Consider the following 24,714-nt stretch of genomic DNA (forward strand, 5'->3'; position numbering starts at 1 on the left):
GATGGGTAAAAAGTTGGTTCAGGCCTTCCGGATGGGCCGGGGGCTCGCCACACTGTTTGTCATGACCCGCACTCTACGCGCGTGGAAGAACCGCGCTGCCGCCGTCACCGCCGTCGCCCTGATGACCCTCGCGCCCGTCGCCGTCGCCACCGAGGCGCACGCCGACGTGAGCGGCACGGTCTGCCTCTCCGCCCTGCCGTCGGAGGCCAACGACACCCTCAACCTGATCGCCAGCAACGGTCCGTTCCCGTACTCCCAGGACGGCGTGGTGTTCCAGAACAGAGAGGACGTGCTCCCGAGCCAGTCCTACGGCTACTACCACGAGTACACCGTCATCACGCCGGGCGCCCCGACCCGCGGCACCCGACGCATCATCACCGGCCAGCAGTCCCAGGAGGACTACTACACGGGCGACCACTACGCCACGTTCTACCTGATCGACCAGACCTGCTGAGCCTGTCCTCGATCCGGCTGCTGGCCCCGGCGGCGTGCCGTCGAGGCCGGCAGCCATGCCGCGTAAGGGAGTTCAGAGCTCCGACGGGCCCCAGGCGGCCACCGTGAGCTCGTCCCCGACGCGCAGCGTGCCGGGGCGGAGCACGGCGAACTTGGCGCCGAAGGCGACGCCGCCGCCCGCGGCCCGGCGGTAGCGGGCCAGGGTGCGCAGCGGTTCGGGACCGGCCTTGGCGCCGGTGGACTGGTCGACGAGCGTCACGGCGCAGCGCACGGCGAGCTTGGCGTAACCCAACTCGGCGTCGCCGATCGTGAGTCGGCGGGCCAGGTCCTCGGTGTGCGGCTCGTCCCAGTCGGCCACGACGATGTTCGGGCGGAACCGGTCCATGGGGAGCGGGGGTTCGCCGGTGCGCGCGTTGAAGTCGTCCAGCGACGCGCGGGACAGCAGGTGGACGGCGCAGCTGTCGGCGTACCCGGAGGTGCCCGGGGTGAGCCCGTCGGTGACCCGGTCGTGCTCGGGCGGCACGCGGACCAGCCGACTGCGGGTGCCGAGCACCTCCGACAGCCACTCGGCCACGGCGTCGCCCTGGTCGATGCCGTGGAACGGCGTGCCGAACAGCTCGACCGGCCGCCGCGGTCCCTCGGTGTCCACCGCAGTGGTCACCGCCTCGACGCCCGGCGCCGCCAAGGTGATCCGGCCGCCGTCCGCGGAGACGGACGGGCGGACGGCGGCGAGGGCACGGTCCCGTCGCTGCGAGCGGAAGACGCCGCCCTCGTCCACGACCATGAACGCCCGGTCGTGCGCGAGCCCGGCGGGGGTCAGCTCCGCCCGCTCGGCCGCGACCCCGGCGCACCCCTTGACCGGGTAGTACCGCAACTCCACCACAGTGGCCATGACTTCCCCGCCCCTCCCCGTTACTGCCGGCCAGCGTAGTCGACCGTTCGCCGCGGTCGACTGCGGGCTTTTCGCCCGAGTTGCTAGGGTTCGGGGCATGGCACCGAGCAGCGCGAACCCCCCGGCCCGGCTCCGGCGCGACGCCCGGCGCAACCGTGACCTGCTGCTCGCCGCCGCCCGCGACATGTTCTCCCGGCACGGCCTCGACGTCCCGCTCGACCAGATCGCCAAGGAGGCCGGCGTCGGCAACGCCACCCTCTACCGGCACTTCCCCACCCGGGAGGCGCTGATCGCCGAGGTGTTCGCCGACGCCGGCGCCACCCTCGCCGCAGCGGGCGAGGAGGCACTGGCCGCCGCCGACGCCTGGACCGCCATCGAGCGCTACTTCGAGCGGATCTTCGAGCTCGTCGCCGCCGACCGCGGCATCAACGACCTCGTCACCCAGGCCATCCCCACGATCCCCGGCATGATCGAGATCGGCCGGCAGCACGCCGCCACCGTCGGCGCCCTCATCGCCCGCGCCCAGGAACAGGGCACCATGCGGCGCGACGTGGTCACCATGGACCTCCTCTTCCTGCTCGGCCCGCTGTGCCGGGCCCTGCCCGCCGCCACCGAGCTGCGCCCCGACCTCTGGCGGCGCTACCTCGCCCTCCTCCTCGACGGCTTCCGCGCCCGCGCCACCCACCCGCTGCCCGTCCCGCCGATCGGCGAGGAGCACCTGGACCGGATGTTCGCCGACCTCTGGGAGGCCGACCGGCCTGAACCGAAGGACGCGCCCTAACCGCCGGCCCGCCGGGGCGGCGACTCCACCGGGAAGTGGATCGGGCTCAGCGGGTACTGCGCCCGATCCGGGCCCGGCCGGTTGGCGAGCCCGGGCAGGAGTCCCTTGCCCCGGAAGGGCGTTCCCGGCGCTCCCGGTGCTCCCGGTCTTCCCGGCATCAGGAGTGCATACGGAACGCCCACCTGCGCGTCAGGACTCCGTCAAAGGGGAGCCCGCCGACCCCTCCGGCCGTCTTGCATGTGACGACACGGAGGACGGCGCGCGTACGCAGCGCGCGCCGTCACACGAGCGGAGAGGCGGACGGACCATGGCGGACAGCGGCATATCCGGGGCGGCGGGCGAACCCGCCGACGACTGCGACCGGATCGTCGTCGGCCTCAGCGGCTCCCTCGGCAGCCTCGCCGCCCTCCACCACGCCGTCGCCGAAGCCCGCCGCACCGACGCCGAGGTGCTCGCCGTCCTCTGCTGGACCCCGGCCGGTGGCGACGCCGGCCACCGCCGCACCCCGTGCCCGCCGATGCTCACCGCCGGCCGCGACGCCGCCGTCGCCCGCCTCCGGCGGGCCCTCGACGAGGCGTTCGGCGGCGGCTACGCCGGTGTGCGGCTGCGCTGCCAGGCCGTCCGCGGCGAGACCGGCCACACGCTGGTGCGCTGCGCCGACCGCCCCGGCGACCTCCTCGTCCTCGGCGCGGGCAGCCGCGGCCCTCTCACCCGCCTGCTGCGCCCGTCCGTCACCGCCTACTGCGTGCGGCACGCGTCGTGCCCGGTGCTGGCCGTGCCCAGGCCGCCGCTGCAGCGGGAGTTGGAGGCGCTGGAGCGAAGCCACGGCGTGAGCTTCGCGCCGGCCGGACAGTAGGCCGGAGTCGGCCGGAGCCGGCCAATGCCGGTGGGGTATCAGCCGGGTACGGCGATCCGGGCGGCGGCGCCCGGCCAGGGCGGGAGCACCTCGCCGTCCCGCTCGTCCACGACGTGCTCCTCCCACCACGCGCGGCCGTCGAGCCGGTCGGCGGGCCACCCGGCGAGCGAGGGGGAGTCCATGGCGAAGAGCGTGCCACAGCCCTACGACAGCCCGGCCGCCTCGGCGAGGACCGCGGCGACGCGGCGGCCGGCGTCCAGGGCGCTCTCGGACGTCGCGGGAACGCAGCGCTGTGCCTCGGGGCTGTACTCCGTCATCACCACGCCCGCGTGGTCGGTGGGGAGCTCGTACAGCTCGGCCGAGGTGGCCGCGGTGGCCAGCAACCGGGTGTGCTCGGGCCCCATCACCGTGTCCTCCGTGCCGTGGATCAGCCAGAGCGGGACGGGGGACGGCGTCCGCGCCAGGAACTCGACCGGTACGACGCCGTTGGCGACGGCCGGGCGGGCGTAGCTGGAAGAGATGCCGACCGCCGCGGCCGGCCGCAGTTCGGCGGGCGTGCCGGGGTCGATCGCCACGGCGACGGCCTCCCGGCCGCCCATCGACCAGCCGGCCAGGACGAGCCGGTCCGGGTCGCCGCCGAACCGCACGGCGGCGCGGCGGGTGTGGGCGAGGGAGGCGAGCAGCTCGGCGCGGCCGCCGTCCTCCCGGTCCGAGCGCCAGTCGGGGACGAGCACGAGCAGCCCGTGCCGGGCGGTCTCCCGCGCGAGCGGCCGCAGGACGTCCCGCTCGTCGGGCCCGCGGCCGTGCCACAGCAGCACGACGGGGACCGGCCCGGCCGTCCCGGCCGGCGGGAGGTGGACGTCCATCGGCCGTCCGTCGGCGTACTCGACGACGTCGGGGGCGTCGGATTGCGTACTGGTCATGCGGTGTTCCCCTCCGGTTCGGTGCCTGGCCGCTGACCTGGTACTGTACTTCTCGTCGCGAGGGAGATGATCTCTCGTCAGGCGTCAGCGGTGCTACCAGAGCACGTCCTACTTTCAGTAGGGAGAGTCCGTGCAACCCGGGCCTGGCGCTCCATTGTCGGGCGAGGTCCGGCACCCATCCGGGTGCCGGACCTCGTTCGCGTTCGCGGGGTCATGGCGGCTGGTGTCCGGGCTCGCGGGCACGGTGAAGGACTGAAGCGGGGCGATGCGGGTCAGGCCGCCTCCGCGGATTCGTCGGGTGGGACGGCGATCAGGGTGAACACCGCCCCGCTGTCGTCCCGGACCAGCATCGAGCGGCCGAACGGCGTCGGCTCGGGCCCGGTGAGGACGGTGCCGCCGAGGGTGCGCAGGCGTGCGGCGGCGCGGTCGGCGTCGTCGGTCGCGAAGGTGGTCCGCCACACGGCGCCGGTGGCCTCCGCGGGCCCGATCCCGCCGGCCGGGAGGCCCTGGGCGCGGAAGACGGAGTAGCCGTCCCGCGGCCGGTCGTAGGTGAAGCCGAACACCTGCCGGTAGAAGGCGCGGGCGGCGTCCGGATCAGGGGAGAGGTGCTCGTTCCAGGTGAACGTGCCCGGCTCGTTGACCAGCCCCGCGCCCGGGACCGGCCCGCCCTGCCAGAGCCCGAACACCGCGCCCAGCGGGTCGGCGGCCAGCGCCGCCCGGCCCTGGTCCGGCACGTCGTACGGCTCGCGGACGAGCCGCCCGCCCGCCGCCCGGATCGCGGCGGTGCTCCGGCGGACGTCCGGGGTGGCGAGGCAGGTGAGCCAGGCGGGGGGTTCGGACGGCGGCCCGACGGCCGCGACCTGCGCGCCGTACAGCGTGGCCACCGCCTCGGCCGGGCCGGTCGCGACGAAGTCCCATCCGAACAACCCGCCGTAGAAGCGCCGGGCCCGCTCGACGTCCGGCACCGCGAGCGCCACCCAGCACGGGACGCCCTCGCGGTACCTGCCAGCCTTCGGCATGCCGCCTCCTGCGCTCGCCCCCCGTCGCGCCCGTCCCCTCCGGCCAGCGTCCACGACCGCTCCGCCGACGGCAACCGGGGGTTTCAGGCCACGCCGCGCGGCCGGAACTGGATGCTGATCCGCGGGCCCACCGGTCGCGCGGTCTTCGGGATCGCGTGCTCCCAGGTCCGCTGACAGGAGCCGCCCATCACCACCAGGTCCCCGTGCCCGACCCGGTGCCGGACCACCGCCCCGGCGCCGTGCCGCGGCCGCAGCAGGAGCGCGCGCGGCTCTCCGACGGACAGGATCGCGACCATGGTGTCCTCGCGGTTCCCGCGCCCGATCCGGTCGCCGTGCCAGGCCACGCTGTCCCGTCCGTCGCGGTAGTAGCACAGGCCCAGCGTCCGGAACGGCTCGCCCAGCTCCTCGGCGTAGTGCGCGCTCAGCGCCTCGCGGGCCTCCGCGAGCACGGGGTGCGGGGCCTCGGCCCCCTCGGGGTACGACGCGAGCAGCCGCGGGACGTCCACCATGCGCTCGTACATCTCCCGGCGTTCCGCCCGCCAGGGCACCTCCGCCGCCAGCTGTTCGAACACCCGGTCCGCCCCGTGCAGCCACCCCGGCAGCACATCGAGCCACGCCCCGTCCCCGAGCACCAACCGCCGCATCCCGCCGAGCGGCCCGAGGCGGACGTCGTCGCCGAGGTCGTCGAACAGCGAGGGCTGGAGGTGAACGGTGCCGGGCATGGTTCCAGCGTACGCCTCGATTCGAACATTCACTCGAATATCGCCCGCGCCGGGGACGCCCGCGCGCTCAGCCGCACCCGTCCGCCACCTCCGGGCCACCAGCGCCGGAGTCCGCTGACCGGGTGAGGTGCCAGGCGTGGCGCCCCGGTCCGGCCGCCGCCGCGCCGGGAGCATGAGGCGGTCCCCACGTCACCCGGTCACCAGGAGTGCCGCCATGCCCAGGATCACCACCGACGACGGCGTCTCGCTGCACTACTACGACGACGGGGTCGGGCAGCCCGTCGTCCTCGTCCCGGGCTACGGCGCCTCGGCCGACGACTGGGCCCTGCAGTGGGAGCCCCTGCGCGCCGCCGGACATCGCGTCATCTCGCTCGACCGCCGCTGGAGCGGCCAGTCCGACCGCCCCTGGTGGGGCCAGCGCATCGCCCGTCACGGCAAGGACCTCGACGAACTCCTCACCCGGCTCGACCTGTACGACGTGATCGCCGTCGGCCAGTCCATGGGCGCCAGCACCATCTGGGCCTACACCAGTCTCTGCGGCACCGGACGCCTCGCCGGGATCGCCACCATCGACCAGACCCCGAAGATGCTCAACACCCCCGACTGGCCCCACGGCTTCTACGGCCTGACCGAGCAGAACCTCGGCACCCTCTTCGCCACCCCCGAGGCCTTCGCCACCGGCCACGGCCGCCCCTGGCCCGACCCCGCCGAACTCGACGCCCGGCTCAAGGCCGCCGGCGGACGCGGCGCCGAGAGCCTCATCACTCTTGACACGCACGCCCTCCTCCTCGACCACTCCCGTCAGGACTGGCGCGACGAGGTCACCCGCGCCCGGGTCCCCGTCCTCGTCATCGCCGGCGCCGACAGCCAGTTCTGGCCCAGCGCCCACGCCGAGGCCACCGCCGCCCTCAACCTCCGCGCCGCCGCCGCCGTCATCCCCGACGCCGGTCACACCACCCACGTCGACCAACCCGCCGCCGTCAACGAGCAGTTGATCGCGTTCTTCGCCTCGCTGGGCTGACCGGGGCCCTCGGCGAGGTCCACGCCGGTGCGCTCAGCCGTTGCGGTGGAGGTCGCACTGCTGCTGGATCGCGCTGGGGGCGTCGCTGCTCACGATGGAGACGTGCGGCGTCGGGCCGTCGGCGGGGGCGTCCTCGGTGGTGCAGACGAGCTGCTGGATCGCGGTGGTGCTGAGCGAGGCGGTGGGCCAGGAGAGACGGAGGGTGACGGCGCCGGGCGTGGCGGTGGCCTCGACGCGGCCGGTGGTGGGGAGGTTGCTGTAGAGGCCGCCGTGCCGCTCGGTCGGGTCGGGGCCCGCGAGCAGGGTGTCGAGGGTCCGCTGGAGGTCCTCGCGCCGGGCGCCCGGGCGGATGGCGAGCCGGATGCCCTGCGGGCCGGGGAAGTAGAGGCGGGTGCCCGGTTCGATGCCGGTGGCGGGCAGGCCGCTGCGGACCGGGTCGGTGCTCGGGATCGAGCAGCCGCACGCGAGCAGGAGCAGCGCCGTGGCGGCGGCCAGGCGGCGGGCGGTCGTCATCGGCCGTCCGGTGGTGTGCCGTGGCCCTCCGGTGGTCGTCACTGGTCCTCCGATGTGGTGCCGCGGGGCAGGACGAGGGTGAACACCGCACCGCCCGCAGGGGAGTTGGCGGCCTCGATGACGCCGCCGTGCAGGCGGGCGTTCTCCTGGGCGATGGCGAGGCCGAGCCCGCTGCCCTCGGAGCGGGCGCGGGACTTGTCGGCCTTGTAGAACCGGTCGAACAGGTGCGGGAGTTCGGCGGGCGGGATGCCCGGGCCGCGGTCGGTGACGGTGAGCACGAGCTCGCCGTCGGCCTCCCGCAGGATCAGCCGCACCGGCGGGCGGCCGTGGCGCAGCGCGTTGCCGGCGAGGTTGGCGACGATGACGTCGAAGCGGCGCGGGTCGAGCCGCACCGGCAGGGCGGCGGGCAGGTCGACCTCGATCCGTTCGGTCCAGCCGCGCAGGTCGAGGGTCTCGCGCACGGCCGCGGCCGCGTCGACGTCCTCGGCGCGCAGCGGGGCGGCGCCCGCGTCGAGGCGGGAGATTTCGATGAGGTCGTTGACGAGCCGGGTGAGGCGGTTGGTCTCGTTGCTGATCATGCGCAGCGCGGTGCCGGTGTCGGGCGGCAGCTGCTCGGCGTCCTCGTCGAGGATGTCGGTGACGGCGAGCATGGCGGCCAGCGGGGTGCGCAGTTCGTGGGAGACGTCGGCGGCGAACCGGCGGCCCTGGCTCTCGATGGCGCGCAGTTCCTCGATGGTGCCCTGGAGGGTGCGGGCGGTGTGGTTGAACGTCTTGGAGAGCTGGGCGAGTTCGTCGTGGCCGGTGACGGTGAGGCGGGTGTCGAGCCGGCCCTGGGCGAGGGCGCGGGCGGCGTCGCCGAGGGCCCGGACCGGGCGCAGCACCTGCCGGGCGGCGAGCAGGGCGAGACCGGCGGCGAGGACGGCGGCGAACGCGCCGGCCCCGGCGGCCCCGGCGAGCACCTCGTCGGCGGCGCCCTGTTCGCGGTCGAGGGGGAGGATCGCGTAGACGGTGAGCCCGGAGGGGGTACCGGGGCCGGGCGGGGTCCTGCCGGGGACGCCGGTGCTCGTGCCGGACGGGGCGTAGGTGACGGGCACGCCGGCGGCGAGCCACGGGTGGCCGTCGGCGGCGAAGCGCTGGAACGCGGCGTGGCCGGCGCCGACGGTGGCCTGCAGGGTGGGTGGGACGGCGACGGGCTGGGTCCACTCGGAGTGGATCGTCCCGTACGAGGCCAGGACGCGCCAGTCGCGGAAGCCGCCGGTGCCGGACAACTGTCCGGCGAGGCGGTCGAGTTCGGCCTGAGTCGGTGGGAAGGGCAGGGCGGGGGAGAGGACGTCGATGCGTCGGCGCAGCTCGTCGAGGGTGGTGTCCTGGGTGAGGTCGAGGGTGGAGTTGGTCGCGGCCCGGTAGGTGAGGGCGGCGGTGGCGAGCGCGCTGAGGGCGGCGACGGCGACGAACGCGGCGAGCATGCGCGGGCGCAGCCCGGCGACGGCGCGGCGCAGGCGGAGCAGGCGGCGCCGTCGGGGGTCGGCAGGCCGTGCCGGCGCGGGGTTCTCGGAGGGCGCCCCGGCGGACGGCCGTCTGCCGGAGGGGTCGTCGGCCGGCGGGTTCCGGCGGGCGGTGCTCACAGCGGTCCGAAGCGGTAGCCGAAACCGCGGACGGTCTGGACGTGGCGGGGCGCGGCCGGGCTGTCCTCGATCTCGGCGCGCAGCCGGTCCACCGCGGCGTCGACGAGGCGGACGTCGTCCTGGCGGCCGAGCCCCCACACCGACTCCAGGAGCTGCTCGCGGCTGAACACGCGCCCGGGCGCGGCGGCGAGCTCCAGCAGCAGGCGCAGTTCGTCCGGGGCGAGGAGCAGCGGGGTGCCGCGCTTGGTGACGGTCAGCGCGGCCCGGTCGAGGACGAGGTCGCCGTGCGTCTCGCGGACCGGCTCGGGGCCGGGGGTGCCGCCGCGGTGCAGCACGGCGCGGATCCGGGCGTCCAGGACGCGGGACTGCGCGGGCTTGACCACGTAGTCGTCGGCGCCCGCCTCCAGGCCGAGCACGGTGTCGACGTCACCCCCGAGGGCGGTCAGCATGATCACCGGGGTCGGGCCCTCCGCGCGCAGGCGGCGGCACACCTCCAGGCCGTCGATGCCCGGCAGCATCAGGTCGAGCACCACGACCTCGGGCGGCTCCCGGTGGGCCTCGGCCAGCCCCTCCTCGCCCGACGCGGCGGTGCGCACGGCGTGGCCCTGGCGGCGCAGGCCCAGCGCGAGCGCGTCGCGCACCGACGGGTCGTCCTCGATCAGTAGTACTCGTGGCATGTCTGCCAGTATCGGCGCTGGTCAGGCATGCATCGAACCGTGGCGCGGGGTGGGCGGCAGGTTGTTGCGAAACCTATCGCACGTTGTTGCGAAACGCTCATACGCGGCCCGCGGGGCCGCAAGCGCGCGGCCGAGGGTGGTGGGGATTCAGGAGGTCGAGCCGGGGGCGGCGGCGTCGGGGGTGCGGCCGTCCTGGGCCTGCTGGGCGCGGGCGGCGAGGAGGCGGGCGAAGGCGGTGACGGCGGGCGCGTCGCCGACGTTCACGTTCGCGGAGTCGCCGACGTGGAGGAGCGTGGTGCCGACCCGTACGAGGGCCTCCATCCCCTGCGCGCCGTGTGACCGGGCGGCGCTCTGGTCGCCGATCGAGGGGAGGGGGACGCCCGCGGCGGCGTCGGCGCCGCCCACGTTCTTCAGCATCGCGTCGAAGGCCCGGCCGGCCGTCTCGGCGGAGGTGAACGTGACCACGGTGAACTGCGCGCTGTGCCCGGAGGCGGTACGGAACGTCACGGTGGCGTAGGCGAGTTGCTGGTCGCAGCCGTCCTGGACGAAGCACGGGACGTCGTCGTCGACGCCGGTGCCGGAGCGCGGGCCGCTCTCGATCCGCCAGCCGCCCGGCATCGCCCCGAGGTCGGGCAGGATGCCCTGGGCCTGGGCGGGGTCGCGCAGCACCGGGGCGGCGTGGGCGAGGCCACGCACCCCGGGCTGGAGGAGCGGCCGGTTGCCGAGGTTGATCCCGAGGGCGACCAGGGCGGCGACCACCACGAGCGCGAGCGTCACCAGGATGCCGCCGGTGGCGCGGCGGGTGGACGTCGGCTTCACCCGGAGGTGGACGGTCGGGGCGTCCGCGGGTTCCACCCGGAGGTGGACGGTCGGTGGGTCGGCCGGCTTCATCCGGAGGTGGACCGTCGAGGGGTTCGCGGGCGGGCCCAGCTCCGTGGTGAGCAGGTAGCGGGCGAACGCCGGATCCTCGGCGAGCAGTCGGCCGACCGCGGTGGTGAGCGCCTCCCGCGCCCGCGGGTCCGCCGGGTCCGCCTCGGCCGCGGCCACCGCTTCACCGCCCCCGGGCGCCGCCCGCAGCCGCGTGCGCACGAGATCCGCCACCGCCGTCCCGGGCGCCCGGATCAGCGCGTCGACGGTCGTGGTCACCAGTTCCTGGCCGTCCCCCATGACAACTCCCCCAGCCGCGCGAGTCGTTGACACCACCATTGCGGAATCCGCGCGATTCCGGACCCCGTCGACGCGAACGGGGACGGAACCGCGACGGCTTTCGGACGCGCCCGGGACGTGTGGGGGCGCACCCGCGTCGTGCGCGCGCGGGGTGCGCCGGGGCGGTGCGGCCCGGCAACCGGTCAGGAATCGAGAAGCGCGGTCCACGGGCCGCCCCTAGCATCGTCGCCATGGACCTCACCATTCACACCACCGTCCTTCCGCACGTCGACCCGGACGCGTCCGTGGCCTTCTACCGCGACGTCCTCGGCTTCGAGGTCCGCAGCGACGTCGGCCAGGGCACGATGCGCTGGATCACCGTCGGACCCGCCAGCCAGCCCGGCACGTCCATCCTGCTGGCGCCCCCGGCCGCCGACCCCGGCATCACCGAGGACGAGCGCCGCACCATCGCCGAGATGATGGCCAAGGGCACGTACGGCTGGATCCTGCTGGCCACCCGGGACCTCGACGGCACCTTCGAGAAGGTGCAGGCCCACGACGCCGAGGTCGTGCAGGAGCCGACGCAGCAGCCGTACGGCGTCCGCGACTGCGCCTTCCGCGACCCGGCGGGGAACATGGTCCGCATCCAGGAGATCCGCTGAGCCCGGGCCCGATCCCGATCCCGGGCCTCGGGCCGGGCGTTCGCGACCACTGACGAGAGTCGACGGACGTCGACGAAGGGGGTTCTCCCATGTGCCACCCCGCGTGGGCGCGCGCACGCACCGCGGCGCAGCGCCTGAGCGACTTCGCGCGGCTGCGCCGCGTGCGCGACCGGATCGACCGGGAGTACGCGCGCCCGCTGGACGTCGAGGCGCTCGCCCGCGGCGCCCGGATGCCGGCCGGACAGCTCAGCCGCGAGTTCCGGCTCGCGTACGGTGCCTCGCCGTACGGGTACCTGATGGCACGCCGCGTCGAGCGCGCGGTCGCACTCCTGCTGGGCGGGGGCACCGGAGCCGCGGAGGCGTGGTCCGCGGTCGGCTGTGCCACGCCGGGCGTCCTCCGCGACCGGTTCACCGAGCTCGTCGGTGCGACACCAGAGGCGTTCGACGCCAGGCCCTGCGCCCGTGCTGCCCGGGCACGGCCGCCGACGGCCGTACGCGCCTGAACCCGTGCCGCGGCCCTGCCCGGGGAGCGCGAAATTCGTACGGAAATGCAATTACTCATCAGTCTTACGAACTGGTAAGCGGGCTGGGGCGGTTCAGGGGCTTCGAAGGCCGCCGCAGGGGTCCGCGGGGTCATCCCGGGGCATGAACCTGCCGATAACGGCAACGATATCCGTACCGCGTCACCCCGTCGCCGCGGTCACCCCGTCACTCCGTCACCCCACCCGGAGGAGACAGCATGCCCGAACTGTGGCTGCCCGGCGCCGAGGTCCACGACCTCGGCGATCACGCCCCCACCGACCAGCAGTACCCGCCGAAAGCCATCGCGCACATCACCTGGGACCGCGACGCCACCGCCGCCGCCCCGCAGGACTGGTGCACGTTCGACGACCTGGTGAACTACTTCACCACCAGCGGCGCCGGCGACGCGCCGCACCTCATCTGGGACCCGTTCAGCGGTCGCACGGCACAGCTCTTCCCCGCCGACTCCCGTTCCAAGAGCCTCCTCAGCCCGTCCGGGAGCCCGACCCGCACCAACCGCGCCGGCCGGGTCGTCATCCAGATCGAGGCGGTCTTCTTCCCCTACTGCCGCTACCAGGGCACGGTCTACCCGCGCCTCGTCGACACGCCGTGCGCGGGCTGGGGCCGGCTGCACGCCTGGATCGCCTCGTGGGGCGTGCCCGACGTCTGGCCGATGGGCCGGCCCACCGACTTCAGCAGCCGGCGCGACGAGCAGGTGTGGGAGACCCGCGGCGGCTGGTACGCCCACGCCCACGTCCCCTACAACGACCACACCGATCCGGGCTCCTGGCCGGACTTCACCGGCGGCCCGGCCTCCCCTCCGCAGGGGCCGACCCCGCCCTCCGATCCGGGCCCGGCCCGTTACCAGGTCACCGTCAACGGCCTCCAGTACGGCTACGGCGCCCACGGCTACCAGGTCACCGTCGTCGGCCGGGCGCTCGTCGCGCACGGCTTCGGCGGCCACTACCACGCCGGGCCCGGCCCGGACTGGACGGACGCCGACACCCTCAACTACGCGGACTATCAGCAGAGTCTGGGCTACTCGGGTCCGGCGGCCGACGGCGTCCCGGGCGAGACCTCGCTGCTGCGCCTGCTCGGCTACCTGCCCGGTCCGCGCACCGTCTCGCTGGCCCACGTCGTCGCGGCCGCCCAGACCGACCCGGGCGCCGAGCAGGGCCACCGCACGTACGGCGCCGAGGTCGCGATCGTCGAGCAGGCGCTGGCCGACGAGGGGCTGCTCGAACAGCGCTGGGTGGACGGCTCGTTCGGCAGCCTGACCGTCACCGCCTACGCCGCCTGGCAGCGCCGCTGCGGGTACGACGGCGCGGCCGCGGACGGCATTCCGGGGCACGACTCGCTCCAACGCCTGGGCGCTGCACAGGACTTCACCGTGACGGAGTGAGGCGGCCGGGGCGGGCGCCCACCGGCCCCGGCCGGCCCGCCCGCCCTTGCCGGCTCGCCCGTCCGCCCCGGCGGCCGAGGTCCTCGCCCGGCCGATGACCGCGCGCGAGCGGGCCGCGTCCGACCAATCGCTCGCGGGCCGCATCGCCGGCAACCCGGTGCGGCCCCCCCGCCGAGGTGGCCGCAGTGGTGGCCTGGGCGGGTGCCGACGAGTTCCTGGTCACCACGAGCAGCTGTGACCGGGCTGCCATGGCCGAGTCCTACCGGCTGTTGGCGGAGGCGGTCGGGCTGTCCCCCGGAGTTCCTCACGCGATTTCTGAACAGGTGTGATGACCTGCTAGTGTTCTTCCCGTCGAGAGGAAACGATCTCTCGAACAGGCGTCAGCGGTGCTACCAGAGCACGTCCCACTTTCAGTGGGGAGAGTCCGTGCGACCCGGGCCTGGCGCTCCACCCGAAGGGGCTCGTTCCGTCCAAGGCGGAACGGGCCCCTTCGTCGTTCCCGGGTGTTTCCGCTTCCGCTGCAGCCTCCGAGCCTCGGCCCCGATCCCGCTGCAGCCCCGGCTCCCGCCGCCCGGCTCCCGCCGCCCGGCTCCTCTATCGCATTCGGTGGCCGAAACCCTCCGTCACGGCCGACTATCGGCCAAGGTCCCGTTCCAGGTGGCCGGTGGACGGTCGTCGGCGGCGGGGCCGGGGCCAGGGAGGTTCGGTCGCGTCACCGCACTGACGGTTCGTCACGGCTTGGCCGGAACTCGCTGCTACTCGTGTGAATATGCCATTGGAATGTTCGTCATACGGAATCGGGCAGTAGCCTTCCGTGTCGAACCCGCCACTCGTTGTGGCGGTCCGGTCGGCGCCGCGCTGCGGGCCCGGCCGCGCAGCAGTCCCCCCGTGCGATGGACGACCCCCCACGAAGGAGCCGGTGTGCCGGGTATCGACGAATGCCTCTCCGGAGCGATGGCGATCACCGGCGCCCGCTCCGCGAGCCTGGTCGACTGGAGCAGCGGACTCGCTCTCGGCAGCCTGGGCGAGAGCCCGGCCGGCGAGCACGAGACTGCGGCGGCCGAGACAACCGACCTGGTACGGGCGGCCGTTGAGAGCCAGACCTTCACCGGGGCGGAGGACCGGCGCGCCCCGCTACAGGACATCATCGTCACTGCGGGCCGCAGTTACCACCTGATCTGCTTCATCGACACCGTCTTCGACAGCCGACTCGTCCTGCACCTCTGGCTGGACCGCGAGGACGGCAACCTCGCCGCCGCCCGCTACCGCCTCCAGGCGCTCGCCGAGGAACTGGTGCTCGGGTGAGCGCGCACGCCGCACCAACGGCCGTGCTGCCACCGACGGTTCCGCGCACCCCGGGCGAGGCGGTCGACCTGCTCGCCGCCCGCGGGGCCACCGGGGCTCTGCGCGGCCCGCTCGGCAGCGTCTACCTCACCGACGGCCTGGTGACCCACGCCGAGTCCGACCTGGCCCCCGACCTGGGCGACCTCCTCACCGGCTGCGGCCGGATCGCGCCGGGGCAGTGGCGGGAACTCGTCGACGCCCACGGCCCGCACGCCCGCGTCGCGACGGCCCTCGTCGAGCAGGGGCGACTGACCCGCGGGGAGCTCGAACTCGGCCACCTGGGAACGCTGTTCGACGCCGCGTTCTTCGTCCTCGCCGACACCGGCGGCGGCCTCTGGCGGTTCGAGACCGATGTCCGGCACTGGCTCGGCCCGGTGACGGCGGTCGACGCCGCGCGGGTCTGCCGGGAGACCGAGCGCCGCCGGCACCTGCTGGACGGCATCTGGCCCTGGGCGCAGCTCGACACCGCGCCCGTCCGCCCGGCCGAGGCCGCCCGGCGGCCGTCCCGCCGTCCGCCCGGCCGCCGCCGGCGCGAGCTGCTCGACCACGCGGACGGCCGAAGAACCCCGGCCGAACTGGCCCGGCTGCTCGGCCGGTCCGGGTTCGGCGTCACGGCGGACGTCCGCCGCCTGGCCGCGGCAGGGCTGCTCGACGCCGCTCCGGCGGTGGTGCCCGGACCGGTCGCCGCGTCCGCGCCCGTCCCCTTCCCCTCGCCCGCGCCCATCCCCGCGCCGTTACAGGCACCAGTACTAGCAGCACAGGCACCCGCACCCGAAGTCCCGCGCCCCGGGGGCCTCCACCGCCGGGTCCCTGGCGCCACCCTCACCGGCGCCAGGGCACCCGGAACCCCCGCACTCGGAACCCGGGTACCCGGAGCCCCCGTGCCCGGGCCTCCCGGACGCGGAGCCCCGGCACCCGGCGCCGCCACCCGTTCCGACCGCCCGCCGACCCCGGCGGCGGCCCGTCCGCTGACCGTGCCCGACCCGGACATCGCGCTGCTGACCCGGGTCCTGACCCTCCTGGAGGCCCGACTTTGAGCCACTCTCCGCCCGCGACCCCGCCGTCCCGGCCATGAGGCGGGCGCTCAAGCAGCGTGTCGGAAGGAGACAACTGATCGCCTTGGAGACCGAGCTGCTCGCCGAGCTCCGCGCCGTCAAGCACCGCATCCCCCACCTCGCCGGCGGCCTGGTGGCCAGCGTGGACGGCCTGTTGGTCGCCCACGACACCCACGGGACCGAGCCCTCGGGCCTGGCTGCGATGACGGCGGCCTCGCTCTCCCTCGCCCAGCGGCTCGCCGACACCACGGGCCAGGGCGAGTTCCGGGAGTCCCTGGTGCGCGGCGAACACGGCTACGTCGCCACCTACGCGGCCGGCGGCAGCTGCGTGCTGACGCTGCTGGCGCACCCGGACGTCAACGTCGGCCGCCTGCACCTGGAGGCCCGCCGCTCCGCCCGGCGGATCGCAGCCCTGCTCACCGACGCCCTGGTCCCCAAGGACCCACGGGAAGCCGACTGACCGACCTGCCCCTGTCCCTGTCCCTCTTCAACCACCCAACCCCCTTTCACTGAACTGGAGTCACCGACATGACCGACGCAGCCGGCGCCCTCAAGCAGGCCATGACCAGCATCGAGGGCGCCATCGGCGCCGCGCTCGTCGACTACGGCAGCGGCATGGCGCTCGCCACCCTCGACGGCCCCGGCGGGCTGGACCTCAACGTGGCCGCCGCCGGGAACACCGACGTGGTCCGCGCCAAGATGCGCACCATGGACATGCTGGGCCTGCAGGACGGCATCGAGGACATCCTGATCACCCTCAGCAGCCAGTACCACCTGATCCGCCCGCTCACCGGCCGCACCGGCAAGGGCCTGTTCCTCTACCTCGCGCTGGACAAGGGCCGGGCCAACCTGGCGATGGCCCGCCACCAGCTCTCCAAGATCGAGGCCGACCTGGAGGTCTGATCCGGCATCCAGGGCCTCGGGCCCGGCGGGCCGCCGCCCGCCGGGCCCGGCCCGCCCCGTCCGGCCCCGCCCGGTTCATCCGGCCCAGCTGACCTCGCCGCCCGGCAGCCCCGCGCACAGCTCGCCCTCGGGAGTGACCACGCTCCACGGCGCCAGCAGCGCGTGCGGCGGGACCGAAAGCGCGCCGCCGCCGGCGAAGTCCAGCTCCAGTCCGCCGGCCGGGGTGACCCGGGCCGAGTCGACGGTCCGGCCGACGAGCGCGAGCAGCGTCGCCGTCGGGCGGAAGGTCAGGGCCGGGAAGAAGTGGTCCACCTCGGCCGGCGCGGCGAAGGACGGCGCCGCGAACCGGAACTCGTGCGCCACCCGGACGGTCACCGGCCCGTCGAGCGTGAGGTCGAGCCGACCGCCACCGCTGACCGACGCCACCCGCCGGCCGGTCAGCACCTCCCCGATCGCGTTCTGCATGGTCCCAGTGTGGATCACGCCACCGCCCCGCTGCTATCCCGCAGGCTGCCCGTCGACCAGTTCGAGTGGTCCGCCGCCGCGCTCCCGGGCGGCCAGCGCGGAGGCCGTCCTGGCCCAGGAGGGCGCGGACAGCAACGCCCGGGCCTCGGCCGGATCGCAGAGCCGCCAGTCCACCAACTCGTCCTCGGCGAGGGCGATCGTGGCGAGCATCCGGTCCGTCACCGTGCCGCCGTCGAAGACGTAGACGAGGACGGCGGTGTCCCGCTCGCGCGCCGGATCGGCGGCGGAGGCCGGCAACCAGTCCAGGACGAGCAGCCGCCCCGGTTCGACCTCCCACCCCAGCTCCTCGCGGACCTCCCGCCGGGCCGCCGCCCGGGGCAGCTCCCGGTCCGCCTCGATGCCGCCGCCCGGGAGGGTCCAGTACGGCACCTGCCCGCGCGGCCCGTCCCACGGCTTCAGCCGTACGAGCAGCACGCGCCCGGCGCCGTCCGTGAACACCGTGCGCGCCTTGGCCCGGATCCGGGGGCGGGAGGCGATGAAGGCGGCCCGGTCCAGCGGCGGCGCCGGGTCCGGCTCCCCGTGGCCCTGGAGCTCCGGGATCCCGGCCGGCCCGGTGTACTCGGGCGGCGGCGGTGCGGCCGGGAGGTGGTCGAGCGTGTGCCCGGCGGGCCGGCTGTCCTCCAGCTCCAGCGGTCCGGCCGTGCGCGGCGCCCGCAGGCAGGCCGTCACCCGCCGGGACAGCCGGGGCGGCAGGGCGTGTCCCGCCGCGTCCGGCGACAGCCACACCCAGCCGCCGACCTCCGCCGCGTCCGCCCGGATCGCCGCCGCCTGCTCCGCGCCGATCGGCTCGGCCCAGTACAGGTGGGCGGCGATCGGCGGACGGTGGTCGTCGAGCGTCCAGTCGATGCAGGCCAGCGGCCCGAGCCGGGGCGTGAACCCCAACTCCTCGGCGATCTCGCGCAGGGCGGTCTCGCGCGGGGAGAGGTCCGTCGGCTCCCAGCCGCCGCCCGGGATCGCCACCGGGTGCTTGCGGTCGTACGGCAGCCGCACCACCAGCACCCGCCCCTGCCCGTCCGGGAACAGCACCCCGGCCGCCGCCAACAGCTCCCGCCCACTCCTCGGTGACGCCTCCACTCGGCACTCCCTCCGGTCCGGCCCCCGTGACCACGTCCCTTCGGACGACACCGACAGATACCCGCCCGGTTCCACCCGCACGCCCCGTGACCACCCACCGGAGGCCACATCGCGCACCCCGCCCGTCGACCGCGCCGCCCAGGGCTCCCGCCAGACGGGCTGCCGTCCGTCCGTTCCGGTGGCGCCGCCGCCCGAGCTCCTCGCCTCCGCCCCCCGCCGCTGCCGCGTGGAGTCCAGCCATCACCCCAGGGATGCGAGGGCCTGGGCCGCCGCTCCGGCCATCTGTTCGTCGTGGCGGTCCGTGGCCCCGCGCAGGCGGGCGAGGCCCTCGGTGGCCGCGAGTGCCAGGAGACCCGGAAGCAGGTCGGTGCTGCGGGCGGCGATCCAGCGGGTGCCCTGGGTGGCCATCCACCACAGGTCGGCGGCCCGGCCGGGTGGGCGTTCGGCGGGTTCGGCGCCCGGGGTCGGGCCGAGGGGGCGGCCGTCGGCGGCCAGCAACTCGTGGAAGTGCCGGGCGATCAGGTGGTGGCCCTCGGCGCTCGGGTGCAGGCGGTCCACGCTGAGCAGCCGCCGCTCCTCGCACCAGGGCAGTTCGGCGATGTGCAGGTGCACCGCGCGGTGGCGTGCGGTGAGGGCGTGGACGACGGTGTTCACCGCCCGCATCCGTCGCGCCAGCGGGCGGGCGAGCGGTGCCGGCAGGCGCAGCAGCGTGCCGGGGTCCGGCAGGCAGGCGGTCAGCAACTGGGCGCCGTGGCCGGACAGTTCACCGAGCGTGGCGTCCAGCTCCAATGTCGTGCGGCGGATGTCGAACCCGGCCCGCAGGGTGTCATTGCCGCCGACCACCACCGCTGCCAGCTCCGGCCGCCGCGCGAGTGCGTCCGGTAGTTGACTCGTCGTCAGATCCACCGTCAGGGTGCCGCTCCGCGCGAGGTTCGTAAACTCGACGTCCGTCCCCTCCGGCGCCAGTGACCGGGCCAGGACGGCGGCCCACCCGCGCCAGCCGTCCGCGACGGGATCCCCGACGCCCTCGGTGAGCGAGTCACCGAGCGCGACGAACCGCACCGGTTCGCCCGCGGGCCGCCCCGCGTCCGCCGTCGGCTCACGCGCCGTGTCGAGCACGCTCATCGCGAACCCCCTCCCGCGTACCGGATGCGCGGACGCCGTGCGCCGCCAGGAACGCCGCCACCGCCGTCGGCCACGCGTACCGTTCGGCCTGCGCCCGGGCGGCCGCGCGCCGTGCGTCCTCCGGCCGTGCCAGCAACTCCCGTACGGCCGAAGCGAATCCGGCCCCGGTGTCGGCGGCGGCCACGCCCGCGAGACCGACCAGCCCCGGCAGGGCCGAGGACCGGCTCGCCGCCACCGGCGTCCCGCACGCGAGCGCCTCCATCGCGGCCAGCCCGAAGGTCTCCACCGGCCCGGGCGCGAGCACGACGTCCGCGCAGCCCAGCAGGCGGGCCAGCGCCTCCCGGCGGCTCACGTGTCCGAGGAAGCGCACCGGGAGCCGCAGCCGTTCGGCCCGGGCCGCGAGCCGCTCCCGCAGCGGACCGGTGCCCGCGACCACCAGCACCGCCGGCACCCGCCGCGCCCGCAGGGCGGCGAGCGCCTCGATCGCCCGCTCGGGCCGCTTCTCCTGCGAGAGCCGCGAGCAGAGCACCAACAGCGCCTGCCCCGGTTCGGCGTACCGCGCCCGCTCGTGCGCCCGCGCGGGCACCGACAGGGGGCGCATGGTGTCCAGGTCGACGCCGAGCGGTGCGTGCGCGAGGTTGGGCACGCCGAGGCGCCGGAACTCGGCCGCCGCCCAGCCGGTCGTGCACACGACGGTGTCGTAGGCGCGCGCCGTCGCCGCGTTGAGCCGGTTGGCGGCCAGCGCGGCGAGCGGGCCGGGAACGCCCCACGTGCCGAGCACCCCGGCGGCGCTCTCGTGCGACACCATCACCGAGCGGACGCCGTGCCGGCGGGCCCAGCCGCCGGTCCATCGCAGGGTGGTGCGGTCGGACACCTCCACGCGGTCGGGGGACAGCCGGGTCAGCTCGGCCGCCACCGCCCGCCGGTCGGTGAGCAGCCGGTAGCCGCCGCTGCCCGGCAGCACCGGCCCGGGCAGCGTGACGACGAGGCCCTGCTCGGTCTCCTCCTCGGAGCGCCGCTCGCCGGGCACGACGAGCACCGGCCGGTGACCGGCCGCGAGGTACCCGGTGCCGAGGTGCCGCAGCGCCGTCCGCAGGCCGCCCGAGACCGGGGTGACGAAGTTCGCGAGCCGCACGATCCGCAGCGACCCGCCCGTGGCCCCGTTCATGCCGGCAGTTCCTCGGTGACGGCTGCCGGCCCGGCCTGCGGCACGCTCACCACCGGGGGAACGACGGGCGACGGGATCTCGACCCCGTGGTGCTCCGCGAGCACCTCCGCGTAGTGCCGCAGCAGCAGGTCCCCGACCGCCTCCCACGTGCGGGCGGTGACGTCGGCCCGCCCGGCCCGCCCGTACGCGGCCCGCAGCTCGGGGTCGGCGGCCAGCGCCGCCACCGCGCGGGCCACCGCCGCGCCGTCGCGGGGCGGCACGAGCAGGCCCGTCCGGTGGTGGGAGACCAGGTCCAGCGGGCCTCCCGCGGCCGGTCCGATCACCGGCACCCCGCTCGCCATCGCCTCCTGGATGGTCTGGCAGAAGGTCTCCAGCGGACCGGTGTGCACGAACACGTCGAGCGTGGCGAAACATCGCGCCAGTTCCTCGCCCGTCCGGCGGCCGAGGAACACCGCGCCGGGCATCGAGGCCTTCAGTCCGGGCGCGGACGGACCGTCCCCGATGACCACCACCCGCACCCCGGGCAGCGCCGACGCGGCGGCCAGCAGGTCCACCCGCTTCTCGGGGGCCAGCCGGCCCACGTACCCGACCAGCACCTCCCCGCCCGGGGCCAGCGCCCGGTGCAGGGCCTCGTCGCGGTGGCGCGGGTGGAAGCGCACCGAGTCCACCCCGCGCGGCCACAGCTGCACCCGGGGCACCCCGTGCGCGGTGAGGTCCTGGGCGGCGGGCGTGGACGGCGCCAGCGTCCGGGCGGCGGCCCGGTGGACGGCCCGGATCCGGTGCCAGGCGGCCGCCTCCCCGAGCCCGCGCCCCGCCCGGTAGGCGTGCGCGTACCCGGCGAGGTCGGTCTGGTAGACGGCGACGGCCGGCACCCCGAGCCGCGCCGCCGCCTGCATACCGCGCGCCCCGAGGACGAACGGGCCGGCCAGGTGCACGATGTCCGGCCGGTGCCCGGCGATCGCGGCGGCGAGCCGCCGGCTCGGCAGCGCGACCCGCACCTGCGGGTACCCGGGCAGCGGCACGGACGGGATCCGTACCACCGGCAGCTCCGCCGCGTCCGTGGCGGTGCCGAACGTGTGCGGCGGGCACTCGGCGCCACGCGCGGGAGCGGGAGTGACGACAAGGGGTTGGTGGCCCCGGCGGGCCAGATGCTCGGCCGTCCGCAGCACGCTGTGGGCGACTCCGTTGACCTCGGGCGGAAACGACTCGGTGACGATGACGACGCGCATGCCATTGTTGTGACCGCGCCCGGCATGTATTCGGCCAAAGGGATCTGTCGTACAAACGAACGCGGGTCGGCGAATTGCACCGCCGACCCGCACCCGCCGGTCCGCTATCCGGCGGCCGCCTCCTTGAGCTCCGCGTACGGCGCGAGCTTGCGGATCGACTCGATGCTCTTGATGCAGTCGTCCCGGCTCTCCTGCGGGTCACCCGTCACGACGATCGCACCATTGCTCGCCTTGAGTCGGAACCGGTGCATTCCGCTCTCGTCGGTGTACAGCTCGAACTTGCCGGCCATGAACCTGCTCACCTCTCGCTCGGTAGCCCCCACTCGGCACCGTAGGGGCGAGCTTGGTGCGCTGCACGCCAGACGGGCCGTTCGGAGTCGGCCGGTGCACGTGGTGGGTCCTGCCGTGCCAGCGGGTGCGGCGGCCTCGGACGGACGACATGACGGCGGAGGGCGGCGGCGAATGGTACGTGGCGCCGGCCACGGCCGGGCTGGTCGAACTGCCCGCCGCGCGGTTTTGGCCGTCCTGGCCGTACGCAGCCTGCGGTGGCCGTCGCTCGCGTAGCAGATCATCAAATCCACCTGCTCCTTGTCTACGAGGTCCCCGAGGTTCCTGAGATCCACCACGGACAACGAGACGGCCGGGACAGCGAGTAGGGAGCAAATCGATGACACGGAACCTGCGACTGGCCGTCGCGACACTGGAGGCCGCGACGGCGATGGCGGTGGCCACCGCGCCCGCCCAGGCGGCCACCGCCGGCTTCACCCCCGCCAAACTGCCATCCCCGGAGCCGTGTCGAGCTCCGGGGTGCAGCTCGACCGGCACACCACCTGGGCCGCGGGCTTCCGGCTCACCGGTGTCGCACCGCGCCTGCACTTCACGCCCGTGGTCGTCAGCCACGACGACCGCGACCGCTCGTCGCAGTGGACCGAACTGCCCATGCCCGCACCGGATTTCGAGGGCCGGGCGACCGCCGTCGCGGGCAGCTCGACCGATGACGCCTGGCTGTTCGGTGACCGCGAGCCGAGCACCGCCCGGTTCCTCGCCCGGCACTGGGACGGCGCCGCGTGGACGTCGACGCAGGTCGAGCAGCCGCCCGGTGAGCTCAACAACGCGTACCTGCTGGGTGCCTCGGCACCGCGCCCGGACAGCGCGTGGGCCGCCGGAGGGGCGACGGTCGCAGGGCGTCGTCTCCGCCCCGGGCGGCCGCCTGACCGCCATCGGCGCCGGTGCCACCGCCAAGTCGCCGGACTTCCAGCCCCTGATCGTCACGGGCCGCCCCTGACCCGGAGTCCCGAGGGGCCCCGTCAGCACCGCCGAACGGGTGGGCAGTGGCCGGGTGCCTTCGCCCGGTCGAGGGAGACCGGTCACCCGGTTGTCCCACCCGGGTTGCGGCGATGGCGGGTTCGTGCGCGTTCGCGTGCAAACCTGTGGCGGTGCCCACGGGGCGGCCGGGTGTGCTTGCTGCCGGCTCCGGGGCGCTCCCTCATGACCAGAGACCACCCAAAGGACATCTGATGTCGCTTCGTGGAAACATCCGCAAGTACGCCGTGATCGTGGCCGTGACAGGTGCCGCCGCCTTCGCGGCGCCGGCGCCGGCGATGGCGCACGGGCACGCGTCGCACTCGTCGTCCTCGGCAAGCCTGGAGGCGGGTTCGGCCGGTGTCGGCCTGTTCGGCCCGCACGCCAAGTGGCTCAACATCCACGAGCACTGCGAGGACTCCTGCATCGGGGACTGCGACTGATCGACCGATCGACCGGTGAGCCCGGGGACCGCGCGCAGCGGTCCCCGGGCTCAAGGTTGTCGGCCCGACTCCGCCTCGCGGGCCACGGACTGCCGCGAGAGCCGGATCGGCGGGCGCCACGACGGGCAGGGCGCCGAGCACGGCGAAGGTGCCGGCGAGGATCAGGCCCGGCGAGGATCAGGCCCGCCGAGGTGATGACGCCGCCGGTGGCGGCGAGCCCGGCGACACCCCCGGACCGGCAGCCCGAGCGGCCGGGGTCCGGCTACCCGCGGACGGCGGCCCGGTCCCGCAGTTCCTTCAGTGCCGTGATGTCCATCGCGTGCCCGGTGCCGTCCCCGCCGTGCTTGCGGTCGGGCGTCTCGACGACCAGGGGCACGCCGGCCGTCGCCGGGTGCTCGAACAGCTCGCGGAACGGCTCCGCGCCGATCATCCCGGCGCCGATGTTGGCGTGCCGGTCCTTGCGCGCGCCGACCGCGTCCTCGGAGTCGTTGGCGTGGATCAGCCGCAGCCGGCCGGGCCCGGCCGCGGCGACCAGGGCGTCCAGCGCCGTGGTGACGCCGCCCGGCGCGGCGAGGTCGTGCCCGGCCGCGAAGGCGTGGCAGGTGTCCAGGCAGACGCCGACCTTCGGGTGGCCCTCCAGCGCCTCGACGTACTCGGCGAGGTCCTCCATGCGGGAGCAGAGCGAGCTGCCCTGACCGGCCGTCGGCTCCAGCAGCAGCCAGGGCGCGTCGTCGCCGAGCGCTTCGAGCTCGTCCAGCAGCGGCCGGACGTCCGCCCGCACCTGCGCCATCGCCTCGGTCCGGCGGGAGCCGCCGCCGGGCGCCGTGCCGACGGCGGAGCCGGTGTGCAGGACGACGCCGAGGGCGCCGATGGCGTGCCCGCGCAGCAGTGAGTGGCGCAGCGAGACGGCGGAGCGTTCCCTGGTCGCGGGGTTGTCGGAGCCGAAGTTGATCAGGTACGGCGCGTGCACCCAGGCCGGGACGCCCTGCTCCGCGCAGGCGGTGCGGAACTCCTCGTCCTGCGCCGGGTTGCCCGGGGGCGTTGCCCAGCCGCGCGGGTTCGCCACGAACACCTGCACCGTCTCGGCGCCGACCCGCCGCGCGTACGCGAGGCCGGTCCCGGCCAGCCCGCGGGCGGCGACCGGCACGTGGGCGCCGATCGGGTTGCGGGCGGTGGCGGCGGGCGGTACGAGTGCGGTGCTGTTCACGGCCTCGAGCATGCCACGCGGCCGGGCGTGTCCCGAAAACGGCCTCCGCGTGACAGCGGGCACCGGGAGCCCGTGCCGGCGGCACGCCACGTCGGGAATACCCCCGCCCGGCCGACGCTCCGTCA

At 75.3% G+C, this 24,714-nt stretch carries 28 protein-coding genes; 12 read left to right on the forward strand and 16 right to left on the reverse strand.

Going from position 1 to position 24,714, the window contains the following annotated elements:
• The first annotated feature begins 61 nt into the window (after nt 1-61).
• Complete coding sequence (locus ACWCXH_RS22070; protein ID WP_449803140.1) at nt 62-454, forward strand: ribonuclease; 393 nt, start codon at nt 62-64, stop codon at nt 452-454.
• A gap of 72 nt (nt 455-526) precedes the next feature.
• On the opposite strand, the gene ACWCXH_RS22075 is transcribed toward ACWCXH_RS22070, so the two are convergent.
• A complete protein-coding gene (locus ACWCXH_RS22075) occupies nt 527-1,345 on the reverse strand; it encodes an MOSC domain-containing protein (RefSeq protein ID WP_449803141.1) in 819 nt (272 codons plus the stop codon).
• 97 nt (nt 1,346-1,442) lie between these two features.
• On the opposite strand from ACWCXH_RS22075, the gene ACWCXH_RS22080 reads away from it, so the two are divergent.
• Both ACWCXH_RS22080 and ACWCXH_RS22085 read left to right on the forward strand, forming a co-directional pair.
• Entirely contained in the window at nt 1,443-2,126 is a 684-nt protein-coding gene (locus ACWCXH_RS22080; RefSeq protein ID WP_449803142.1) for a TetR/AcrR family transcriptional regulator, read from the forward strand.
• 307 nt (nt 2,127-2,433) lie between these two features.
• On the forward strand, nt 2,434-2,982 hold the full coding sequence (locus ACWCXH_RS22085) for a universal stress protein (RefSeq protein ID WP_449803143.1): 549 nt from the start codon (nt 2,434-2,436) through the stop codon (nt 2,980-2,982).
• 38 nt (nt 2,983-3,020) lie between these two features.
• Here ACWCXH_RS22085 and ACWCXH_RS22090 read toward each other — a convergent pair whose 3' ends face one another.
• The 4 genes from ACWCXH_RS22090 to ACWCXH_RS22105 form a co-directional block, all read right to left on the reverse strand.
• Nucleotides 3,021-3,164 (reverse strand): hypothetical protein, encoded by a 144-nt coding sequence (locus tag ACWCXH_RS22090; protein ID WP_449803144.1) that lies wholly within the window; start codon nt 3,162-3,164, stop codon nt 3,021-3,023.
• Nucleotides 3,165-3,185: 21 nt separating this feature from the next.
• A complete protein-coding gene (locus tag ACWCXH_RS22095) occupies nt 3,186-3,905 on the reverse strand; it encodes an alpha/beta hydrolase (RefSeq protein ID WP_449803145.1) in 720 nt (239 codons plus the stop codon).
• A gap of 272 nt (nt 3,906-4,177) precedes the next feature.
• Nucleotides 4,178-4,924 carry a VOC family protein gene (locus ACWCXH_RS22100; protein WP_449803146.1) on the reverse strand — a complete coding sequence of 249 codons (747 nt, stop codon included), beginning with the start codon at nt 4,922-4,924 and terminating at the stop codon, nt 4,178-4,180.
• Between the two features lie 83 nt (nt 4,925-5,007).
• Nucleotides 5,008-5,646, reverse strand: a complete 639-nt coding sequence (locus ACWCXH_RS22105; RefSeq protein WP_449803147.1) for an alpha-ketoglutarate-dependent dioxygenase AlkB — start codon at nt 5,644-5,646, stop codon at nt 5,008-5,010.
• A gap of 214 nt (nt 5,647-5,860) precedes the next feature.
• Here ACWCXH_RS22105 and ACWCXH_RS22110 point away from each other — a divergent pair, with 214 nt between their 5' ends.
• Nucleotides 5,861-6,667, forward strand: a complete 807-nt coding sequence (locus tag ACWCXH_RS22110; protein ID WP_449803148.1) for an alpha/beta fold hydrolase — start codon at nt 5,861-5,863, stop codon at nt 6,665-6,667.
• A gap of 33 nt (nt 6,668-6,700) precedes the next feature.
• Here ACWCXH_RS22110 and ACWCXH_RS22115 read toward each other — a convergent pair whose 3' ends face one another.
• The 4 genes from ACWCXH_RS22115 to ACWCXH_RS22130 all read right to left on the reverse strand — a co-directional run bounded on the left by ACWCXH_RS22115 (nt 6,701) and on the right by ACWCXH_RS22130 (nt 10,649).
• Entirely contained in the window at nt 6,701-7,222 is a 522-nt protein-coding gene (locus ACWCXH_RS22115) for a hypothetical protein (RefSeq protein WP_449803216.1), read from the reverse strand.
• The gene (locus tag ACWCXH_RS22120; protein WP_449803149.1) at nt 7,219-8,805 is read right to left on the reverse strand and encodes a sensor histidine kinase; all 1,587 of its coding nucleotides are present in this window, start codon (nt 8,803-8,805) and stop codon (nt 7,219-7,221) included. Before ACWCXH_RS22120 ends, ACWCXH_RS22115 begins: the two co-directional genes overlap by 4 nt.
• The gene (locus ACWCXH_RS22125; protein WP_449803150.1) at nt 8,802-9,482 is read right to left on the reverse strand and encodes a response regulator; all 681 of its coding nucleotides are present in this window, start codon (nt 9,480-9,482) and stop codon (nt 8,802-8,804) included. The genes ACWCXH_RS22120 and ACWCXH_RS22125 overlap by 4 nt, the downstream gene beginning before the upstream one ends.
• 147 nt (nt 9,483-9,629) lie before the next feature.
• On the reverse strand, nt 9,630-10,649 hold the full coding sequence (locus tag ACWCXH_RS22130) for a hypothetical protein (RefSeq protein WP_449803151.1): 1,020 nt from the start codon (nt 10,647-10,649) through the stop codon (nt 9,630-9,632).
• Between the two features lie 230 nt (nt 10,650-10,879).
• On the opposite strand from ACWCXH_RS22130, the gene ACWCXH_RS22135 reads away from it, so the two are divergent.
• From ACWCXH_RS22135 to ACWCXH_RS22165, 7 genes are all read left to right on the forward strand, one after another.
• The gene (locus tag ACWCXH_RS22135; protein ID WP_449803152.1) at nt 10,880-11,290 is read left to right on the forward strand and encodes a VOC family protein; all 411 of its coding nucleotides are present in this window, start codon (nt 10,880-10,882) and stop codon (nt 11,288-11,290) included.
• Between the two features lie 89 nt (nt 11,291-11,379).
• Nucleotides 11,380-11,793 carry a helix-turn-helix domain-containing protein gene (locus ACWCXH_RS22140; protein WP_449803153.1) on the forward strand — a complete coding sequence of 138 codons (414 nt, stop codon included), beginning with the start codon at nt 11,380-11,382 and terminating at the stop codon, nt 11,791-11,793.
• Between the two features lie 236 nt (nt 11,794-12,029).
• Entirely contained in the window at nt 12,030-13,214 is a 1,185-nt protein-coding gene (locus tag ACWCXH_RS22145; RefSeq protein WP_449803154.1) for a peptidoglycan-binding protein, read from the forward strand.
• Nucleotides 13,215-14,135: 921 nt separating this feature from the next.
• Nucleotides 14,136-14,519 carry a hypothetical protein gene (locus tag ACWCXH_RS22150; RefSeq protein WP_449803155.1) on the forward strand — a complete coding sequence of 128 codons (384 nt, stop codon included), beginning with the start codon at nt 14,136-14,138 and terminating at the stop codon, nt 14,517-14,519.
• Entirely contained in the window at nt 14,516-15,595 is a 1,080-nt protein-coding gene (locus ACWCXH_RS22155; RefSeq protein ID WP_449803156.1) for a hypothetical protein, read from the forward strand. The genes ACWCXH_RS22150 and ACWCXH_RS22155 overlap by 4 nt, the downstream gene beginning before the upstream one ends.
• A gap of 82 nt (nt 15,596-15,677) precedes the next feature.
• The gene (locus ACWCXH_RS22160; RefSeq protein WP_449803157.1) at nt 15,678-16,073 is read left to right on the forward strand and encodes a roadblock/LC7 domain-containing protein; all 396 of its coding nucleotides are present in this window, start codon (nt 15,678-15,680) and stop codon (nt 16,071-16,073) included.
• A 68-nt stretch (nt 16,074-16,141) separates the two neighbouring features.
• A complete protein-coding gene (locus tag ACWCXH_RS22165) occupies nt 16,142-16,516 on the forward strand; it encodes a hypothetical protein (protein WP_449803158.1) in 375 nt (124 codons plus the stop codon).
• A gap of 75 nt (nt 16,517-16,591) precedes the next feature.
• Here ACWCXH_RS22165 and ACWCXH_RS22170 read toward each other — a convergent pair whose 3' ends face one another.
• The 6 genes from ACWCXH_RS22170 to ACWCXH_RS22195 form a co-directional block, all read right to left on the reverse strand.
• Nucleotides 16,592-16,981 (reverse strand): DUF6188 family protein, encoded by a 390-nt coding sequence (locus ACWCXH_RS22170; protein ID WP_449803159.1) that lies wholly within the window; start codon nt 16,979-16,981, stop codon nt 16,592-16,594.
• A 33-nt stretch (nt 16,982-17,014) separates the two neighbouring features.
• Nucleotides 17,015-18,115 carry an NUDIX hydrolase gene (locus ACWCXH_RS22175; protein WP_449803160.1) on the reverse strand — a complete coding sequence of 367 codons (1,101 nt, stop codon included), beginning with the start codon at nt 18,113-18,115 and terminating at the stop codon, nt 17,015-17,017.
• A 240-nt stretch (nt 18,116-18,355) separates the two neighbouring features.
• Nucleotides 18,356-19,240 carry an SGNH/GDSL hydrolase family protein gene (locus tag ACWCXH_RS22180; RefSeq protein ID WP_449803161.1) on the reverse strand — a complete coding sequence of 295 codons (885 nt, stop codon included), beginning with the start codon at nt 19,238-19,240 and terminating at the stop codon, nt 18,356-18,358.
• Complete coding sequence (locus ACWCXH_RS22185) at nt 19,215-20,408, reverse strand: glycosyltransferase (RefSeq protein WP_449803162.1); 1,194 nt, start codon at nt 20,406-20,408, stop codon at nt 19,215-19,217. The genes ACWCXH_RS22180 and ACWCXH_RS22185 overlap by 26 nt, the downstream gene beginning before the upstream one ends.
• Nucleotides 20,405-21,637 carry a glycosyltransferase family 4 protein gene (locus ACWCXH_RS22190; RefSeq protein WP_449803163.1) on the reverse strand — a complete coding sequence of 411 codons (1,233 nt, stop codon included), beginning with the start codon at nt 21,635-21,637 and terminating at the stop codon, nt 20,405-20,407. The genes ACWCXH_RS22185 and ACWCXH_RS22190 overlap by 4 nt, the downstream gene beginning before the upstream one ends.
• Nucleotides 21,638-21,741: 104 nt before the next feature.
• The gene (locus ACWCXH_RS22195) at nt 21,742-21,939 is read right to left on the reverse strand and encodes a YegP family protein (protein ID WP_449803164.1); all 198 of its coding nucleotides are present in this window, start codon (nt 21,937-21,939) and stop codon (nt 21,742-21,744) included.
• Nucleotides 21,940-23,154: 1,215 nt separating this feature from the next.
• Between ACWCXH_RS22195 and ACWCXH_RS22200 the strand changes: the two genes are divergently transcribed.
• Nucleotides 23,155-23,382: a hypothetical protein gene (locus ACWCXH_RS22200; protein WP_449803165.1), complete on the forward strand. Its 228-nt coding sequence runs from the start codon at nt 23,155-23,157 to the stop codon at nt 23,380-23,382.
• A gap of 262 nt (nt 23,383-23,644) precedes the next feature.
• Here the strand turns inward: ACWCXH_RS22200 and ACWCXH_RS22205 are convergent, their stop codons facing one another.
• Entirely contained in the window at nt 23,645-24,589 is a 945-nt protein-coding gene (locus ACWCXH_RS22205; RefSeq protein ID WP_449803166.1) for a deoxyribonuclease IV, read from the reverse strand.
• Nucleotides 24,590-24,714: the final 125 nt, after the last annotated feature.

The organism is Kitasatospora sp. NPDC001660 (genome assembly GCF_053596725.1).